12 protein-coding genes and 1 pseudogene are annotated in these 17,292 nt (G+C 71.8%); 4 read left to right on the top strand and 9 right to left on the bottom strand.

Annotated features, from left to right (window positions below; all coding sequences use genetic code 11):
• The first annotated feature begins 1 nt into the window (after position 1).
• Together F1615_RS09590 and F1615_RS09585 are read left to right on the top strand one after the other, a co-directional pair.
• Complete coding sequence (locus F1615_RS09590; protein ID WP_149548457.1) at positions 2–2,758, top strand: FtsX-like permease family protein; 2,757 nt, start codon at positions 2–4, stop codon at positions 2,756–2,758.
• 55 nt (positions 2,759–2,813) lie between these two features.
• On the top strand, positions 2,814–3,782 hold the full coding sequence (locus F1615_RS09585; RefSeq protein WP_149548456.1) for an ATP-binding cassette domain-containing protein: 969 nt from the start codon (positions 2,814–2,816) through the stop codon (positions 3,780–3,782).
• Positions 3,783–3,803: 21 nt separating this feature from the next.
• Here the strand turns inward: F1615_RS09585 and F1615_RS09580 are convergent, their stop codons facing one another.
• The 4 genes and pseudogenes from F1615_RS09580 to F1615_RS09565 all read right to left on the bottom strand — a co-directional run.
• Positions 3,804–4,469: a hypothetical protein gene (locus tag F1615_RS09580; RefSeq protein ID WP_149548455.1), complete on the bottom strand. Its 666-nt coding sequence runs from the start codon at positions 4,467–4,469 to the stop codon at positions 3,804–3,806.
• Complete coding sequence (locus F1615_RS09575) at positions 4,466–4,894, bottom strand: acyl-CoA thioesterase (protein ID WP_149548454.1); 429 nt, start codon at positions 4,892–4,894, stop codon at positions 4,466–4,468. Before F1615_RS09575 ends, F1615_RS09580 begins: the two co-directional genes overlap by 4 nt.
• 4 nt (positions 4,895–4,898) lie before the next feature.
• Entirely contained in the window at positions 4,899–6,563 is a 1,665-nt protein-coding gene (gene ettA, locus F1615_RS09570; protein ID WP_149548453.1) for an energy-dependent translational throttle protein EttA, read from the bottom strand.
• A gap of 144 nt (positions 6,564–6,707) precedes the next feature.
• Positions 6,708–7,184, bottom strand: a pseudogene (locus tag F1615_RS09565) (helix-turn-helix domain-containing protein); the annotation flags it as partial.
• 1,634 nt (positions 7,185–8,818) lie between these two features.
• Between F1615_RS09565 and F1615_RS09560 the strand changes: the two are divergent.
• The gene (locus F1615_RS09560; RefSeq protein WP_149548452.1) at positions 8,819–9,028 is read left to right on the top strand and encodes a hypothetical protein; all 210 of its coding nucleotides are present in this window, start codon (positions 8,819–8,821) and stop codon (positions 9,026–9,028) included.
• A 327-nt stretch (positions 9,029–9,355) separates the two neighbouring features.
• Here F1615_RS09560 and F1615_RS09555 read toward each other — a convergent pair whose 3' ends face one another.
• Positions 9,356–10,459 (bottom strand): zinc-binding dehydrogenase, encoded by a 1,104-nt coding sequence (locus tag F1615_RS09555; RefSeq protein WP_208818280.1) that lies wholly within the window; start codon positions 10,457–10,459, stop codon positions 9,356–9,358.
• Positions 10,460–10,820: 361 nt separating this feature from the next.
• Here F1615_RS09555 and F1615_RS09550 point away from each other — a divergent pair, with 361 nt between their 5' ends.
• Positions 10,821–11,381, top strand: a complete 561-nt coding sequence (locus F1615_RS09550; RefSeq protein WP_208818279.1) for a hypothetical protein — start codon at positions 10,821–10,823, stop codon at positions 11,379–11,381.
• A gap of 19 nt (positions 11,382–11,400) precedes the next feature.
• Here F1615_RS09550 and F1615_RS09545 read toward each other — a convergent pair whose 3' ends face one another.
• The 4 genes from F1615_RS09545 to F1615_RS09530 all read right to left on the bottom strand — a co-directional run bounded on the left by F1615_RS09545 (position 11,401) and on the right by F1615_RS09530 (position 17,233).
• On the bottom strand, positions 11,401–12,813 hold the full coding sequence (locus F1615_RS09545) for a Cys-Gln thioester bond-forming surface protein (RefSeq protein WP_149548451.1): 1,413 nt from the start codon (positions 12,811–12,813) through the stop codon (positions 11,401–11,403).
• 279 nt (positions 12,814–13,092) lie between these two features.
• Entirely contained in the window at positions 13,093–13,572 is a 480-nt protein-coding gene (locus F1615_RS09540) for a single-stranded DNA-binding protein (RefSeq protein ID WP_149548450.1), read from the bottom strand.
• A gap of 231 nt (positions 13,573–13,803) precedes the next feature.
• Positions 13,804–15,618: a YfjP family GTPase gene (locus F1615_RS09535; RefSeq protein WP_149548449.1), complete on the bottom strand. Its 1,815-nt coding sequence runs from the start codon at positions 15,616–15,618 to the stop codon at positions 13,804–13,806.
• Positions 15,619–15,622: 4 nt separating this feature from the next.
• The gene (locus tag F1615_RS09530; protein WP_149548448.1) at positions 15,623–17,233 is read right to left on the bottom strand and encodes a dynamin family protein; all 1,611 of its coding nucleotides are present in this window, start codon (positions 17,231–17,233) and stop codon (positions 15,623–15,625) included.
• Between the last annotated feature and the right edge of the window lie 59 nt (positions 17,234–17,292).

Genomic DNA, 17,292 nt, shown 5'->3' with positions numbered 1-17,292 from the left:
CGTGACCGTCCGGACGGCGAGGCGACCGCGCGCGGTCGCGCCCTGGGTGCGCACGCGGCTGCGGGCGGCGCCCGGGGCCGCGGTGGCCCTCGCGGTACTGGTCGCGGTGACCGCGTTCCTGGCCGCCGCGCTGCCGCTCGCCGTGGACCGGTACGGCGACGCGGGACTGCGCCGGGCGATGGAGGTGGCCGGGCCCGGCCGCACCACCGTCCAGCTGTACACCTCCCACGCCAACGTCATCGTGCCGCAGGAGACGCGGGAGGCCGAACTGCGCCGGGACGCCGCGCGCGGACCCTACGACAGGATCCTCGCGCAGGCCGGGCGCGCGCTCCCGCTCGACACGGACCAGTCGTCCTACGGGGTGCGCACCACCCGGCGCCTGGAGGTCCCGGACCCCTGGCTGTCCCGGCCGGACGGGGTGTCCCCGCAGTTCCACCTCGTCGCCCAGAACGGGCTCGCCGGCCACTCCCGGCTGCGGGCTGGCCGGCTGCCGAAGGCCCCGGACGACGTCACGGCCGCGACGACGGCGGTCGAGGCCGCCGTCAGCAGTGACACGGCCCGCAAGCTGAACATCGAGGTGGGCTCCGTCCTCCACGTGCCGGGCGTGGAGCGCGCCCCGCTCACGGTGCGGGTCACCGGCGTCGTCGAACCGCGCGCCCCTCGGGAGGCGTACTGGTCGACCACGCCCGTGCTGCGCGGCCCCCATCTGACGACCCGCCCCGACGACCCGTCGCGCAACCGGTTCTGGGTCGGCGCGCTGCTGCTCCCCCCGGACGCGGGTCCGGCCCTCCTGGGCACCGGCGGGGTGCCGGAGCGGTACTGGATGCTGGCGCCCGAGGCCTCCGCCCTGCACGGCCACGACCTGCCGGAACTGAAGTCGGCCGTGGCCTCCCTGGAGGCGGGTCCGCTGCTCCGGCGGGCGGGCACGGCCGCCTCCTCCACCCTGCTCGCGGAGACCTCGCTGGACGACGTGTTCGGCGAGTACGCCGGGCTGCGTGCGGCCATCGGCCCGGTCGTCTCCGTCGCCGCCTTCGGCACCGGCACGGTCGCGGCCGTCGTGCTGCTCATGGCGGGCTCTCTCGCCGCCGGCCGGCGCCGTGCCGAACTCACCCTGCTGCGGGCCCGCGGCGCCTCCCTGCGCGGTCTCACCGGCCGGCTGCTGGCGGAGACGGCGGTGGTCACCGTGCCCGCCGCCGCGCTGGGGCTGGCCGCCGCCCGGCTCACGGTCCCCGGGGCCCGGCTGCCGTACGCCGTGGCCGCCGCCGGCGCCGTCGCCCTCCTCGCGTGTGCGGCGCTGCCGCTGCGGGCCGTCGCCGCGCACCGCGCGGTACGCGTGCACGCCGCCCGCGACGACATCGCCTCGGCCCGTCCGTCGCGGCGGCGCACGGTCGCCGAACTCACGCTGCTGGCCCTGGCGGTGGGCGCGGTCGTGACGCTGCGCACGCGGGGGGCGGGGGACGGCGGGGCGGCGTCCGGGGACGAGCTGGTGTCGTTGGCGCCGGTGCTGGTCGGGGTGATCGCCGCACTGGTGCTGGTGCGCCTCCACCCGCTGCCGCTGCGCGGACTGGCCCGTCCGGCGGCGCGGCTGCGCGGCGTGGTCGGACCGCTGTCGCTGGCCCGCGCGGGCCGTACGCCGGATTCCGCGGTACTGCCCCTGCTGGCGCTGCTGACCGCGCTGACCACCGCCGCCTTCGGCGGTTCCGTCCTCACCGGTGTGGCCGACGCCCGGGACCGCGCGGCCACGGTCGCCGTCGGCGCCGACGCCCGCGTCGAGGGGCTGCGGGCACTGCCGTCGGAGCTCGCCGGGAAGGTCCGGCGCGCACCGGGCGTGCGGGACGTCACCGCCGTGAGCGTCGCCTACTACTCCTATCCCTCGGACGGCAGGCTGACCGTACCGGTGGCCGGTGTGGACCCGGCCGGCTACGCGGCCCTCACCCGGCACACGGGCATCGGGACGTTCGACGCCGCCGAACTGGAGGCGTCCGCTGCTCCCGGCTCCGGGGCACTGCCCGCCCTGGCCTCCCCCGCGGTCGCCGACCGCTACGGCACCCGGCCGTTCCCGGTGCGTCTGGACACGGGCGGCTCCATCACCGTACGGATCGTGGCGGTGCGGGAGCGGACGCCGGTGCTGGCCGGGCAGGAGTTCCTGCTCGTGGACCGGTCGGGGCTGCCCGGGGACTCCGCCCGTCCGACCGCGCTGCTGGTCACCGGCGACCGTCCCGACGCGGGCGCGCTGCGCGAGGCGGCGGGCGGTGCCGCGCGGGTCCAGCTCCGCACGGAGAGGCTCGCGGGGTTCGTCGACTCGCCGCTGCAGTCCGGCGCCGAGCGCGTCTACATCGCGGCGGTGGCGGCCGGCGCCGGGTACGCCGTGCTCGCGCTGCTGCTGACCCTGCTGCGGGCCGCCCCCGAACGGGCCGCCCTGCTGGCCCGGCTGCGCACCATGGGCCTCACCCGGGCGCAGGGCCGTCGGCTGCTCGTCCTGGAGTCGCTGCCGCAGGCGCTGCTCGCGGCGGCCGGCGGCATCCTCACGGCCTGGGCCGCCGTCCGGCTGCTGTCGCCCGGCATCGACCTGACGACCATCGCCGTCTCGGCGTCCTCGTCCCCGGCGGGCCGGGCGGCCCTGCGCACCGACCCGGTGTCGCTGGTGGTGCCGGCGCTGGCCGTGGTCGCCCTGACCGTCGGGATCTCCGCGGCCCAGGCCTGGTGGTCGGGGCGCAGGGGTTCCGTGCGCGAGCTACGGGCCGGGGACGCCCGGTGAACCCGCCCCTGTCCGCCGTCGTGTCGCGTCGACTTCTCCCCGCAGGAGGCTCCCGATGACCTCGAACCCCACCCTGGCGGATCTCGCCGACCGCGTCACCGCCGACCGCAACCGCCCGGCCTACGGCCATGACGCGCTCATCACCTGCGACCGGCTGGTCCGCGTGTTCACCGCGGACGGCGTGGAGGTGCAGGCGCTCCAGGGACTCGACCTCCTGGTGCGCGAGGGCGAGCTGATGGCTCTCGTGGGCGCCTCCGGCAGCGGCAAGTCGACCCTGATGAACATCCTGGCCGGTCTGGACACCCCGACGGCCGGCGCGGCGCGGGTGGCCGGCCGTGATCTGCTCACGATGAACGCGAAGGACCGTCTCGCCTACCGCCGGGAGGTCGTCGGCTTCGTGTGGCAGCAGACCTCCCGCAACCTGCTGCCCTACCTGACCTCGGCGCAGAACGTCGCGCTGCCGATGCAGCTGGCCGGACACCGCGGCCGCTCCCGGTCCGGGCGCCGGGCCCGCGCCGAACGCGCTCTGGAACTGCTGGAGTTGCTGGAGGTCGCCGACTGCCGGGGCCGCCGCCCGCACGAGATGTCCGGCGGCCAGCAGCAGCGCGTCGCCGTCGCCGTGGCCCTCGCGGGCGATCCTTCGGTGCTGCTCGCGGACGAGCCCACCGGCGAGCTGGACTCCCACACCGCGGAGCAGATCTTCGCCGCGTTCCGCACCGCGAACGAACGGCTCGGCACGACCGTCGTGATCGTCACCCACGACCAGGCGGTGGCGGGCGAGGTCCGCCGCACGGTCGCCATCCGTGACGGACGCACCTCCACCGAGGTGCTGCGCCGCAGCGAGGTGGACGCCGTCACCGGCCACGAGACGGTGGTCGCGCGCGAGTACGCCATGCTGGACCGCGCGGGCCGCCTCCAACTGCCCGCCGAGTACACCCGGGCCCTGGGCATGCGCGACCGCGTCGCACTGGAACTGGAACCCGACCACATCGCCGTCCGGCCGGACGACAGCGACCCGGAGTGAGCGGTCGCGCGCAAGCCGGCCTCAGCGCACGCTGAGGCCCAGCGCCCCGAGCCCCGCCCGGCGCACGGCGACCGAGCCGTAGGGCGTACGCAGCCGGAGCCAGGACCCCGAGGAGAGCAGGGTCTGCTCGGCGCCCCGCAGGAACCCCAGCGACTGCGCGGCGTGCACCGCGCGCACCGGAAGGCCGGTCTCCGCGACCGTGCGGGACCAGATCTCCCGCCCGACCCGGTCGAGTTCGGCGCGGGTACGCCGCTCGGGCGCCAGTGCCTCCGTGCGGGAACGGAACTCCGCGACCGACACGGCGACGAGCCCCCGCAGTTCCTGGGGTGCCGGCAGCCCCGGTTCGGCCCGCCAGCCGCCGCGCGGCGGCAGCACACCGGCCCACGGCGGTCCGGTCACCGCACCGGGTACGGCCGCCGTGGCGGCGGACTCGTCCACCGACTCCAGCAGCTCACCCGCGGACACGGTCACGTCGAGCGTGACGTCGAGCCCGTTTTCGTACGGCTTCGCCAGCCGTACGGCGCGGATCGCGAGCACCTCGAAGGAGGGCGGACGGCCGAAGACGGCCAGAGCCGTACCGGCCGCCTGCAGGCGCACCGCGGCGGAACGGTCGTAGTGCAGCAGCCGGGAGAGGAAGGCCGCGAGACCCGCGGCCTCCCCCTCGTCGGCGAGGTGGAGCGCCGTCATGCGGCGACGGCCTCCTCCTTCTTCTTGTCCACGGCCTCGTCCATGTACTCCTGGAGGAACTCGCGTTCCTCCTCGGTGATCCGGCGCGGACGCTGCGTCTCGAAGTCGAACGGCACGATGACCGTCGAGGCGCGGACGTAGATCTGGTCGTCGCCGTCCTTCACCTCGTAGGTGATGGTGAAGGACGCCGCCCTTATCTCCGTGATCCACAGCTCGATGTCCACGGGCGTGTGCCGGTGGACGAGCTGCCGCTTGTAGTCGATCTCGTGCCGCGCCACCACGGACCCCTGCTTGAAGTCCTTCTCCGGGCGGAACAGGAAGTCGATGCGTGCTTCCTCCAGGTAGCGGAGGAACACCACGTTGTTGACGTGGCCGTACGCGTCCATGTCCGCCCAGCGCAGCGGGCAGCGGTAGATGTGCCGCAAGAGATCAGCCCCGGGTCAGCTTCTTGTAGGTGGCACGGTGCGGGCGCGCCGCGTCCGGCCCCAGCCGCTCGATCTTGTTCTTCTCGTACGACTCGAAGTTGCCCTCGAACCAGAACCACTTGGAGTCGCCCTCGTAGGCGAGGATGTGCGTGGCGACGCGGTCCAGGAACCACCGGTCGTGGGAGACGACCACGGCGCACCCGGGGAACTCGAGGAGGGCGTTCTCCAGGCTGCTGAGCGTCTCGACGTCGAGGTCGTTGGTCGGCTCGTCGAGGAGCAGCAGGTTGCCGCCCTGCTTGAGGGTGAGCGCGAGGTTCAGCCGGTTGCGCTCACCGCCGGAGAGCACGCCGGCCGGCTTCTGCTGGTCCGGTCCCTTGAACCCGAAGGCGGAGACGTAGGCCCGCGAGGGCATCTCGACCTGGCCGACGTTGATGTAGTCCAGCTCGTCGGAGACGACCGCCCACAGGGTCTTCTTCGGGTCGATGTTCTCGCGGCTCTGGTCGACGTAGGAGATCTTGACGGTCTCGCCGACCTTGATGGAACCGGAGTCCGGCTCCTCGATCCCCTGGATCATCTTGAACAGCGTCGTCTTGCCGGCGCCGTTCGGCCCGATGATGCCGACGATCCCGTTGCGCGGCAGCGTGAACGACAGGTCGTCGATGAGGAGCTTCTCCCCGAACCCCTTGCTGAGGTTGTTGACCTCGACGACGACGCTGCCCAGGCGCGGGCCCGGCGGGATCTGGATCTCCTCGAAGTCCAGCTTCCGCATCTTGTCGGCCTCGGCGGCCATCTCCTCGTACCGGGCGAGACGCGCCTTGGACTTGGCCTGCCGCCCCTTGGCGTTGGACCGCACCCACTCGAGCTCTTCCTTGAGCCGCTTCTGCCGCTTGGCGTCCTTGGCACCCTCGACCTTGAGGCGGGCGGCCTTGGTCTCCAGGTACTTGGAGTAGTTGCCCTCGTAGCCGTGCAGCCGGCCGCGGTCGACCTCGCAGATCCACCCGGCGACGTTGTCCAGGAAGTACCGGTCGTGGGTGACGGCCACGACGGTGCCCTCGTACTTGGCGAGGTGCTGCTCCAGCCAGTTCACCGACTCGGCGTCGAGGTGGTTGGTGGGCTCGTCGAGCAGCAGCAGGTCGGGCGCCTCCAGGAGCAGCTTGCACAGCGCCACCCGGCGCTTCTCGCCACCGGAGAGGTTGGCGACCGGCCAGTCGCCGGGCGGGCAGCCGAGGGCGTCCATCGCCTGCTCGAGCTGCGCGTCGAGGTCCCAGGCGTTCGCGTGGTCGAGCTGCTCCTGCAGCTTGCCCATCTCGTCCATGAGCTCGTCGGTGTACTCGGTCGCCATCTGCTCGGCGATCTCGTTGAACCGGTCGAGCTTGCCCTTGACCTCGGCGACACCCTCCTGGACGTTCTCCAGGACGGTCTTGTCCTCGTTCAGCGGGGGCTCCTGGAGCAGGATGCCCACGGTGTAACCGGGGGTGAGGAAGGCGTCACCGTTCGACGGCTGCTCCAGGCCCGCCATGATCTTCAGAACGGTCGACTTACCGGCACCGTTCGGACCGACGACACCGATCTTCGCCCCCGGCAGGAAGCTCAGGGTGACGTCGTCGAGGATCACCTTGTCGCCGTGCGCTTTGCGCGCCTTGCGCATGGTGTAAATGAACTCAGCCAAGAGAAACCGTCCGGCAGCTTGAAATCAGGCAGTGGGCAGATACACCCCATCTTGCCGTACCGCCACCCCTGCGCGGAAACGCATACGGTCCAGGCGTCCCGACCTGCACTTTCACGGACGGCACCCGCACGTCGCCTGTCACCGTCGGCCCAGCACCTTGTGGCCGCCGCCGTCGGGGATGTTGCCGAGCTTCTTGATGTCCACGTGGACCAGTTCGCCGGGGCGTTCACGTTCGTAGCGGCGTATGACGCGGCCGGTTGCCCGGTCCAGGTGGGTGAGGCGGGCCAGGCCGTAGCGGGTCAGCACCCGGTGCACGGTCGAGGGCACCAGCCGCAGCAGGTGCGCGATACGGGCCGGTCCCCAGCGGCGCAGGACGCGCACCTCGATGATCCGGCGCTCGGTGCGGGTCGGGGTCCGGCGCGGGCTCGTGCGCGGACGGGAGGAGCGGTCGCGCATGCCGGCTTCGCCGGACTGCCGGTAGCGGTCGGCCCAGCGCTGGGCCGTGGTCGACGAGACCTGGAAGCGTTCCGCGGCTCGTCGAAGGGGCCAGCCGTCCTCGACCACGCAGCGGGCCAGGCGCAGCCGTCCGGTCTCGGTCAGCGGTGCATTACGGTGGGGCACGAGGGCCTTTCGGTCAGGTGTAGACGTCGCAATCCACACCGAACCGGAAGGCCCTCACCTGTTCAAGATCCCTCAGCCGAGACCTGGCTCACCCGTCCACAACCTCCCGGGACAGAACACCTAGGCCCCCTTGAGGCGGGTGACGAGGTCGAACTCGCGCTCTCAGCTTGGGAAGCTGAATTTCTCTGCGCATGGTTGCCACGCTGAACTGCGGCGGACCGGCTACGGGACCTGACTGGCCAAGTCGCGATAGCGGACCGTTGCCGGAGCATCACTTTGGTCAGCGGTTCGGACGAGCATGCTGACGGCCACACCGCGCCTGATCCCATCGGGCTCGCGCCTGCCGCGGCACAGGCGCTTAGAAGACGCGGGCACCGCCCTGCGGCGCACTCCACTCGGCTGGTGTCACGCCGTGACCGACCGCCGATGACCACCGCCGTCCGCCGTCAGTACTGCCGTCACAGCCGTTTAACGGTAATGGTCCGTCGGCGGCGAGGTCATCTCCAGTTCTCGCCGTGCTGTTGGACTACGGCGTTTGGCTCGGTCGCCTCAGTACCGACAGAAATCCGGCTGGCACCCGCGCCCTGTCGGACTTGAGCGGCTCGTCAGGAAGTGGGTGGAGACGGGAGCTTGTCCCAGTTCGTCCACTGCGCGCTGGCCTCCTTCGGGCTGCTACTTGCCTTCCAGCAAGCGAAAAGACCTTGGTCGGTCACAGCCCACAGTTGGGGGCGGCCGTCTCCAATGGTGACGCTCTCCATGGCCAGCAGGGTTCCGGGCGGCTGCTGGAACCGCGACCACCCTGACCAATCATCCGTAGGTGCGAGCCCTTTTGCCCAATTCGTGAAGAGGTGCCCGTTGCTCGCGAACCAGACTTGCGCTCGACCATCTGTAAGCCGCGCAGTGGCGAAAATGGGAGACATGCGCTCTCCTTCGGATTCGGCGGATCGGATATTCCCCGTCGGCCCGGTGCGACGAGATGTCAACATCATGGTTAATGCTCTGGCTAGATTGGGCAACTCGACGCCCCTCACCTTGCGCCATGTAGGTGAGCGCACGATCTGCTGTAGCTTCTGCCCACTTGGTCGGCCAGTCTGCGCACACGGACAGGCTCGGCCGCACACCTCCAGCGGTCGGATCGGACGTCACCCCACTTCAAACCACCATGACCGCCAACCCGGCGCGTCACAGCAATAGCAGAGCAGGTGGGCCGACACTTCAGTGGGGCGTCTGTGCCTCAGCCGACGACAGTCAGCCACGGCTGCGGGTGCGTCGACACTTCAGGGCCCCGGTGGGGGTGACCCCCTGCGACGCCAAGGTGCGGAGTTTGCCAGCCGGAGCCAGGTCAGGAAGGGAGCGATTGTCTTAGTGCAGAGGTTATGAGATGAGCACGGTCAGGGAGATCCTTGCCTCAATATTCGGTCGACCAAATAGGCACACCCTCATCATTCAGACGCCTGATGGCGCCAAATCTGTAGATTTCAACCACAAGCCGGCAGTAGGCCAAGTCCGCGAAGCAGTCGTGAAAGAAGCGGAAAATCGCGACACTGATGCATCGGCTAGCGGCAGGGATGGCACCACCGTAAGGGCATAGCGCCATGAATAGCGTTTCGATGCCTCAAATCGACGCTCTAGAAGTGTCGGCCAAGACTGTCACTCCGGTGTTTAAGTATGCCTTTCTTGGAATTCTCGCCGTGACCATGCCAGCTCTGGCAGTGTACATTCTGCTGGTCGTCCTGCAAGATCACCCAAGCGAGGGAACGAAGGACGTTCTCGAATTGTGCAACTGGATAGTGAAATCCGGATTCGGCGCACTACTGGGTCTGATCGGCGGAAAAGCAGCCTGACCAAAATCGCTTTGCGGGAAGTCCATCTGACTGGTTCGGCCGAGCGAGAAGAATTCGCATTTCTTCACCTCCTCGACCCACCACCATCCCCAGCTTCCATCCCGTCCGCCGTCGACCCACACCTCGTGGAGCGGGCGCGGCGGTGGACGGGATGGGAGTTCCCCGCGTACACCCCTGGCGACTCGGACCCGACTGTCACAGTCGGTCTGCCTCGGGCGCCCTGGGCGGTTGCCGGTCAGGGCCGGTTGCTGGGGGTGCTGCACTCCGCTGCTGTACCGCAGTATCACCGAACCCAAGTGCGACCGCGCGTAGCCGTCGGACCGCACGTCAGCCCGTGCCCTGGTCGGTACGCCTTTCGACGGGGGCGTCGCTCACTTCGGTCATGTTGACGACGATCTTCCCGGCGTGGCGGGTCTTGGCAAAGGCTCGCTGTGCGTCATGCAGACGGGTCAGCGGAAAGCGCGCGGCGATGCGAGGTGCCAGAACACCTGCCCGTGCCGCCTCGGCCAGAGCAGCAAAGTGCGCCCGTGTGTGCATCGAGGACCCGATGAGCGTGATGTTATGCAGATAGAGTCGGCGAAGATCGAACTCTACGACCCTGCCGGCCACGGCCCCCGCGATCACCCAGCGGCCGTCGTCCCGCACCATAGGCATCAGCGTACCGATGAGCGGCCCGCCGACGACATCCGCCACCGCGTCCAGGCCGTCCGGGGCGAGGGCCCTCACCTGCGCGGCCAGATCCTCCGCATCCCGCAGGAGGACGTGCGCGGCTCCGGATTCCCGTACTGCCTCAGCGTTGTCCGCGCTCGTGACGGCCACCACCTCGGCGCCTCGTGCGGACGCCAGCTGAACGAGAGCCAGTCCCACGCCTCCGGAGGCGCCGGTGACCAGCAGCCGTTCCCCGGAGCGCAACCCGGCGCGGTCGAGTATCCCGGTGGCAGTGCCGTAAGCGACGGGCAGACACGCCAACTGTTCGTCCGTCAGGGGACTGTCGGTCATATCGTGCACGTGATCGGCGTCGACGACGACGAACTCGGCGAAGCCGCCATCGGCCTCGCTGCCCAAGAATCCCACGGGCGGCTTGTCGGCACTGCCGTCACGGTAGAGCCCGGGGTCGACCAGGACTCGCCGTCCCAGTATGTCCGGCGGGACTCCCGGGCCGAGGGCGCTGACCACGCCCGCGATGTCGCCACCCTGGATCCGAGGGCAGTCGACGGTCCCCAGCCACCCGGACACGGCGTTCTTCGGATCGCCGGGGCTGCCGTAGGCCCCCTCCCGCGTCCAGATGTCCGTGTTGTTCACCGCCGCGGCCGTGACCCGGACCTGCACCTGATGCGGTTCTGGAACGGGTACCGGCCAGTCGCGGCGGATCTCCAGCTTGTCCAGGCCTCCGTGGCCGGTAAGCACAGCAGCCGTCATCGGATCGTGCATGCGAAGAATCCTATGCCGGGCGTCCTCATCGTTCCGTTTGCCCGCACTCGCTCCTTGTCCGGCTCGCCTCCCGTCCGCCGTCGCCCCACACACCGACGGCGAAGCCAGCGGAGCGCCCACGACGGGTTCGGCCACATCACGGCAGCAGCCGCTCCCCTCCCTCCCCCCCGACACCCGACATTGCCGTACCGCCCCCTGACGCGGAGACGCATAGGGCCCGGTCCCGCGACCGCACATCGACGGTACGAGCGGGTGACGCTGCGCGCGCGGACGGGTGATTCGTGCGGTTTCACCGTTGTCGGGTGGAAGGAAAAGGAGGCACTCGTGCGTCAAGGAGACGCATGAGCACGAGGGAGGAATCATGCCGATACGCGTGGCCGCGCTGGTGCGCGGCGGTGCGGTGCTCGTCGCCGCCGCGGCGACCGCCGCCCTGCTGACCGTCCCTGCCGGAGGTACCGAGGCCGGAGGTACCGAGGCCGGAGCCCACGACGGGCGGACGGACGGCGGGCGGGCCGCCGAGAGCAGGCAGATCGCCTCCTCGGTCCTGGACTCGGGGGGCGTCAGGTTCACCCTGACCGCGATTCGTTCCACCGCCGACCCCCTGATGGCCTCCGTCCGTCTGGAAGCCTCCGTCCGGGAGAACGGCCGGTTCGTGCCGTCGGACGAGGTACGGGTCGGCGCGGTGGACGGCTGGTTCTGGTTTCCCGTCACCGGGCGGGGCGCGGTCTGCGAGTTCTCGACGGCGAGCACCGACCCCGCGCCCGTCGCCGTGAGCCTGTTGATCACCCCGTCGATCGGCTGTTCGGCCCCTCAGCGCTTCGAGCTGCGGGACGGGACGTTCGAGACCGACGGCCGCGGCGCGCGGGCCCCGCACGGCGGAGTGAGCGCCGGTGGAGGCGGCACGGCCGGACGCGCCGCCTGACCCGGTTCGTCGGCGGTCCTCAGTTGCCCGGCGGGGTCTGCCTGCGGCGGGTGAGGACCAGGCCGGCTCCGCCGAGGACGACCAGGGCGACGGCGGTGCCGGCGATCCACGGAGTGACGTCGGCGGCGCCGGTCTCGGCGAGGTTGGTGTCGGTCGGGGTGCCGGCGACGGGCGTGGGGCTCGGGCCGGTGAGGGTGTGGGTGGTGGTGCTGATCTCGGCGGCCCGGGTCAGGCAGTCGAGCATGCCGGTGAACCGCTGCTCGAAGCCGCCCGGACCCTTGACCGTGAAGTCGTACGGCCGGTCCTCGCTCAGCGGAACCGTCACCGTCCGGAACGCGCCGCCCGCGACGGTGTACTCCGCACCCGCGAGTTCGAAGGTGAACGGCTCGTCGTCCTGGTTGGTGACGGTGACGTCCACTCCGCCCTTGGCGCAGTTCTCGCGTGCGGACAGCGCGGGTATCGCGCCTTCCAGCGCCCAGGTGGCGCTCGCCGTCGCCGAGACGGTGGACTCGCTGGACCCGGCCAGGATCTGCGTCTGGCTCCGGCTGTCCGAGACGAAGGCGCGGCCGACCGGCACCGTGGTCGAGGCCTGCGCGGTGAGCTCCACGGTGTCCGCCGCCTCGTCCTCGGGCACCTCGAAGTAGAGCTGGCCGCCGTCGGCGGCGGTGGTGACGGGCTCGCCCTTCCTGTCCACGATCCGCACCCCGCCCGTGGCGGCGTCCGCGGGCGGCAGCACCGTCACGCTACGCGCGTCCGTACGCACGGTCACCGGGCCGATCCGCTCGCCCGGACGGCCGGAGACGGCAGGCGGGTCCAGGGTCAGCGAGGCCCTCGGTTCCGGCTGGTTGCGGGCGTTCTTCTGCAGGTAGTCGGCGAGCTGCTCGGCCTGGGGGTCGACGGCGTCCACGTCCACGTCGTCGGAGTGGCGCCAGATGGCCACCTGGGTGCCGGCCGCGGCGTCCTGTTCGGTGAGCTGGCCGCGGACGCCCGCCTTCTTCGCGAGCGCCGCGAGGTCGTTCACCTGGGGGTAGGAGTTCTGCAGGATCCAGCGGATGCGGCCGGCGTCCTTGTTGGTGCCCAGCGAGGTCCCGCTCCAGGCGGTCTCGTGGTACTTCGCGTCCTTCTGCGTGGGCGTGTGGACGTCGACGCAGTACGTCTGCAGCATGCCGCCGCCCTCGACGGACATCTCGAACAGTCCCGCCGACACCTGCTGGTCACCGGCGGCGCCGTGTATGACGGCCCCGCCGTAGGTCTTCAGTCCGGTGATGGTCGCCGCGGCGCCACTGTGTCCGGCTGCCGTTCCGTCGTCGGCGGCGGCCGTCCCGGCACCGGCCAGCACGGTGGTGGCGACCAGTGCGGACACCAGCGTTCCCGCGGCGAGGCGGGCCGACCCACGTCCGCGCGCGGACCGCGCGGAGAACGAAACAGACACCGATTTCCCTTCCGAGCAGGACCCGTTGACGTGGGGGGCGGTCCCACCAGCAGAATCTCCGGCCCCGAGAACACCCAGGAGCCATGCCCGGCATCCTAAGGAGACGGCGGACAGCGCTTGCCGATGATCGCATCGGAGGACTGATCCGACTCGGAATCGTTATCGCCGGAGCCTTTTCGAGCGGGGCTTATCGACAAATCCACCCGGATGGATTCGGTACGCATCTGCCGATAAGCCTCACTTCGGTCGGCGGGCGATGCCGAGCCCGAATCACTGACGTCACGTCACAGCAACGTGCTCCGGCGGCCGTTGCGTGTTCTGCTCGCCCGACGGCGGTGAATTGCCGGGCGTGGTCTCCCAGTTGGGTTCCGGATGATCGGGTGAGGCCGGCTGTTCCGGTCGCGGCGCGCGGCGGAAGGCGGTCGTGCCCCGCGCGAGGTCGTGGCCGATCGCCACCGCGTCGATGTCCGCCGACATCCAGCCCGGCTGCCCCTCCCGTGCCTCCGTGCGCACCTTCAACCGGCCCTGGACGATCACCGGTTCACCCACCGACAGGGACGCCGCGGCGTTGGTGGCGAGCTGCCGGTTGGCCCACACCGTGAAGAAGTTGGTGTGGCCGTCCGCCCAGGCGCTCTTCTCCCGGTCCCAGTACCGGGCGGTGACCGCGACCCTGAACCTCGCCGCGGGGCCGGAGGCGGTCTCCCGGTACACCGGCCGCGTCGCCACGCGCCCCACCACGCACAGCATCGTCTCGTTCATCGCGTTTCCCTCCCTCGCCCGGACCCGCCGTCATCCGTGCCGGCGACGGGCGGACACGCGTACGGGCCCGTCCCGTACGGCTGCCGTCTGGCGCGGCGGCCGCGGGACGTCCCGCGATCGCCGTGGAGCCAGACTGCCTCCGCCGGGCCGGGCCCGCCGAGCGCTGTGGACCACCGAGGACCTGTGGAGAAATCCGCCACCCGGACGAAGGACTCCGCCACGGGCCGGGCGTCAGCTCCCCCCGGTCCCCACCCCCACGACCCGCCCGTACTGCTCCCGTACCTCCCGGTACCGCAGCAGCTCCGACGCCACCGGATCCAGCACGCGGGCCCGCCCGCACCCCGCGGCCGCGTCCCGCAGCCGTCTCTCCGCCTCCAGCCCGTACCGCCGGGCCGGCCCCCGGGCGGCCATGCGGCAGCTCCACTCGATGAGCGGCCCGCCGACGATGCCGATCACCATCAGCAGCACCGGCACGCCCAGGTTCGGCGCCATGACCCCGATGATCTGCCCCAGCAGCCAGATTCCGCCCACGAACTGAAGGGCCGTCATCGAGACCTGGGCGAACACGGCAACCGGCCACCAGCCGGGCCGCGGCGGCCGGCCCGGGGGCAGTCCGGCGCGTACGGCCAGCTCGTCCAGCGCCTCGGGCAGCCCCTGGGAGCCGCGTACGGCCGCCTCCCGCACCGCCTGGGCCCACGGCGCCGGCAGTCCGGCCGAGGCCCGGTCGGCCACGGTGCGCACCGCCTGCTCCACGCGCTGGCGGGCGGTGACCTCCTCGTCGGGCTGCCCGCGCAGGGCGACCCTGCCGGTGGACGGCTCGCCCCGCTGCCGGCACCAGCGCCACAGCCGCAGCCAGGGCGTGCCGCACGCGCGGTTGGCGTTGCGCAGCCACGCGCGTTCGGCCGCCTCGCCCGCCGCCGTGGCGCCCACGGCGTCCGCGAGCCGGTCGGAGAACTCCTCGCGCGCCTCCTCGCTGAGCCCGGTGCGGCGGCGGGTGGCGTACACGGGCCACAACCGGGCCGCGGCGATGTCCAGGTCGGCGGAGATCCGGCGGGCCGGGGCGCCGCGTTCGGCCACGAACCGGCCGAGCGCCTCGCGCAGTTCGCCGACCCCGTCACCGGTGAGCGCGGACAGTGCCAGCACCGCCGTACCGGGTTCGCCGTACTCGCCGAGGACGATGCCGTCCTCGTCGAGCAGCCGCCGCAGGTCGTCCAGGACCTGCTCGGCGGCGTCCCCGGGCAGCCGGTCGATCTGGTTGAGGACGACGAACATGACCTCCGCGTGGGCCGCCATGGGCCGCAGATAGCGCTCGTGCAGCATGGCGTCGGCGTACTTCTCGGGGTCGACGACCCAGATGACCGCGTCGACCAGTCCGAGGACACGGTCCACCTGCTCGCGGTGCTGCACGGCCGCCGAGTCGTGGTCGGGCAGGTCGACCAGGACGAGCCCGCGCAGCCGTTCGTCCGCGTCCGCCGTCGCCTGGAGGGGGCGCCGTCTGAGCCGGGGCGGGATGCCGAGGCGTTCGATGAGGCTCGCCGCGCCGTCGCTCCAGCTGCACGCGATGGGCGCGGCGGTGGTCGGCCGGCGTACGCCGGTCTCCGAGATGGGCACCCCGGCCAGCGCGTTGAACAGCTGCGACTTGCCGCTGCCGGTGGCGCCCGCGATGGCGACGACGGTGTGCTGTCCGGAGAGTCCGCGCCGCGCGGCGGCCTCGTCGAGCACCCGGCCCGCCTGGGCTAGGGTCCGGTTGTCGAGCCGGGCGCGGGACAGGCCCACCAGCTCGCGCAGCGCGTCGAGCCGCGTCCCCAGCTGCGGGCCGTACGTCAGGGGCGTCACCTTCTGCGCCGTGGAGGCCCGGGGCTCCGTCACGCGGTACTGCTCCTCCTCGGTGCCCCCGTTCACGCGCCGCGCGATCAGCCCGTCGTCCCAGGGACTCGCGTCCCCGCGGGGGGAGCCTTCGGCGTCACGGGCGGAGCGCTCCGGCTGTTCGGGATGTTCGGGACGCTCAGGGTGCTCGGTGTGGTCCTGGTCCGTGACGGCGGTCACACGATCACCTCTCCTTCTGCAGTACGGACAACGCGGCGATGAGTTCGGGCTGGGGCTCCGCGTGCACCTCGAGCGCGTCGAGCGGGGCGAGCCGGCGCTCGCGTTCGGCGTGCATGACGCGGTCCACGTGCTCCACGAGCAGCCGTCCCCCGCGGTCACGGAGCCGCAGCGCGCCGTGCGCGCCGATCCGCTCGGCGAGCCCCTCTCCGGCGGTCCGGGCCCGGCGGCCGCCCAGGAGCGCCGTGGCGACCAGCGCGGCGACCGTCTCGGGGTCGGGCGCGAGGCCGCGGTCCAGCTCCCGCACCTCGTCCTCGGCGTACTCCTCGAGCTCGCGCCGCCAGCGCCGTACGGCCAGCCCGATGCGGTGTTCGGCGCTCTCCGGGGCGGCGGCGCGGGCGGTGAGTTCGGGGGCGTCCGCCGCCGGTTCGCGCCGCCAGGCGTCGTCGACGCGCTCGTCGGCGGCGGCGACGGCGCACAGCAGCAGGGCGCTGAGACTCTCCACCAGGGTGTCGAGGAGTTCGCCCGGGGTGCAGTCCAGGGGGAAGGCACGCCACCGCTTGAGCGCGTCCCCGGCGAGCACGGCCCCCGCCTGGAGCCGGCCCCGCACGCGCGAGTGCTCACTGTCGTACGCGCTCTCGATGGCGGCGGTGAGCCGCAGGGCGGCGGCGTACTGGGCCGCGGCGGCCCCCGCGAGTTCGGGCAGGCGGGCGTTGAGGGAGTCCAGGACGCCGTACGCGGTGCGGGCCATGACGTGCTGGCGGGCGGCGGGGTCCAGCGTCTGGTGGACGAGCCAGGTGCGCAGCGCCGCCACGGCGGTGGCGGGCAGCAGGCCGCCGCCCCAGGCCGACTCGGGCAGCTCGGGCACGGTGAAGCGGGGTACGTGACCGAGCCCGGCCTTGGTGAGCAGGGCGCCGTACTGCCGCGACACCTCGGAGACGACCTGGTGGGGCACCCGGTCGAGGACGGTCACCAGGGTGACGGCGTACTCCTTGGCGGTACGCAGCATGTGCCAGGGGACGGCGTCGGCGTAGCGGGCGGCGGTGGTCACCATGATCCAGATGTCCGCGGCGTTGATGAGCTCGGCGGCGAGGACGCGGTTGTCGGACACGAGGGAGTCGATGTCGGGTGCGTCGAGGAGGGCGAGGCCGGGGGGCAGGGTGTCGGTGGTCTCGACGCGGAGCACCCGCGCGGGGTCCTCGCCGGGGAGGAGCAGGTCGTCCGCCGGGTCCTGGTGGTGGGGTACCCACACGCGCGTGAGGTCGGGCAGCACCCTCATCCCGCTGAACCAGTGGTGGTCCTCCGGATGGCAGACGAGCACCGGTGTGCGTGTCGTCGGCCGCAGCACGCCCGCCTCGCTGACCCGCCTGCCCACGAGGGAGTTCACCAGAGTGGACTTCCCGGCCCCGGTGGACCCTCCGACGACGGCCAGCAGGGGGGCTTCGGGATCTCTCAGCCGGGGCACCAGATAGTCGTCGAGCTGGGCGAGCAGTTCGTCGCGGTTGGCACGCGCGCGTGCGGCCCCCGCCAGGGGCAGCGGGAAGCGTGCGGCGGCGACACGGTCGCGCAGGGCGGAGAGTGCGTCGAGCAGCTGAGGCCGTACGTCCAAGGTCACCACATGCGAAGAATGCCCAATTTTAGGGGAATTCTGAAGCATATGAGCATGTCTGCGCGCCG

Origin of the sequence: Streptomyces marokkonensis, from assembly GCF_008312835.1 — a bacterium.
Classification (GTDB): Bacteria; Actinomycetota; Actinomycetes; order Streptomycetales; family Streptomycetaceae; genus Streptomyces; species Streptomyces marokkonensis_A.
Note: the sequence above shows the minus strand (reverse complement) of the source record. Positions and strands in the feature narration are given on the sequence as shown.

What these genes read in the sequence shown, in the direction of transcription:
- F1615_RS09555 (WP_208818280.1), bottom strand. Translation starts at nt 10,459, where the DNA reads ATGCACGATCCGATGACGGCTGCTGTGCTTACCGGCCACGGAGGCCTG.
- F1615_RS09550 (WP_208818279.1), top strand. Translation starts at nt 10,821, where the DNA reads ATGCCGATACGCGTGGCCGCGCTGGTGCGCGGCGGTGCGGTGCTCGTC.
- F1615_RS09540 (WP_149548450.1), bottom strand. Translation starts at nt 13,572, where the DNA reads ATGAACGAGACGATGCTGTGCGTGGTGGGGCGCGTGGCGACGCGGCCG.
- F1615_RS09585 (WP_149548456.1), top strand. Translation starts at nt 2,814, where the DNA reads ATGACCTCGAACCCCACCCTGGCGGATCTCGCCGACCGCGTCACCGCC.
- F1615_RS09580 (WP_149548455.1), bottom strand. Translation starts at nt 4,469, where the DNA reads ATGACGGCGCTCCACCTCGCCGACGAGGGGGAGGCCGCGGGTCTCGCG.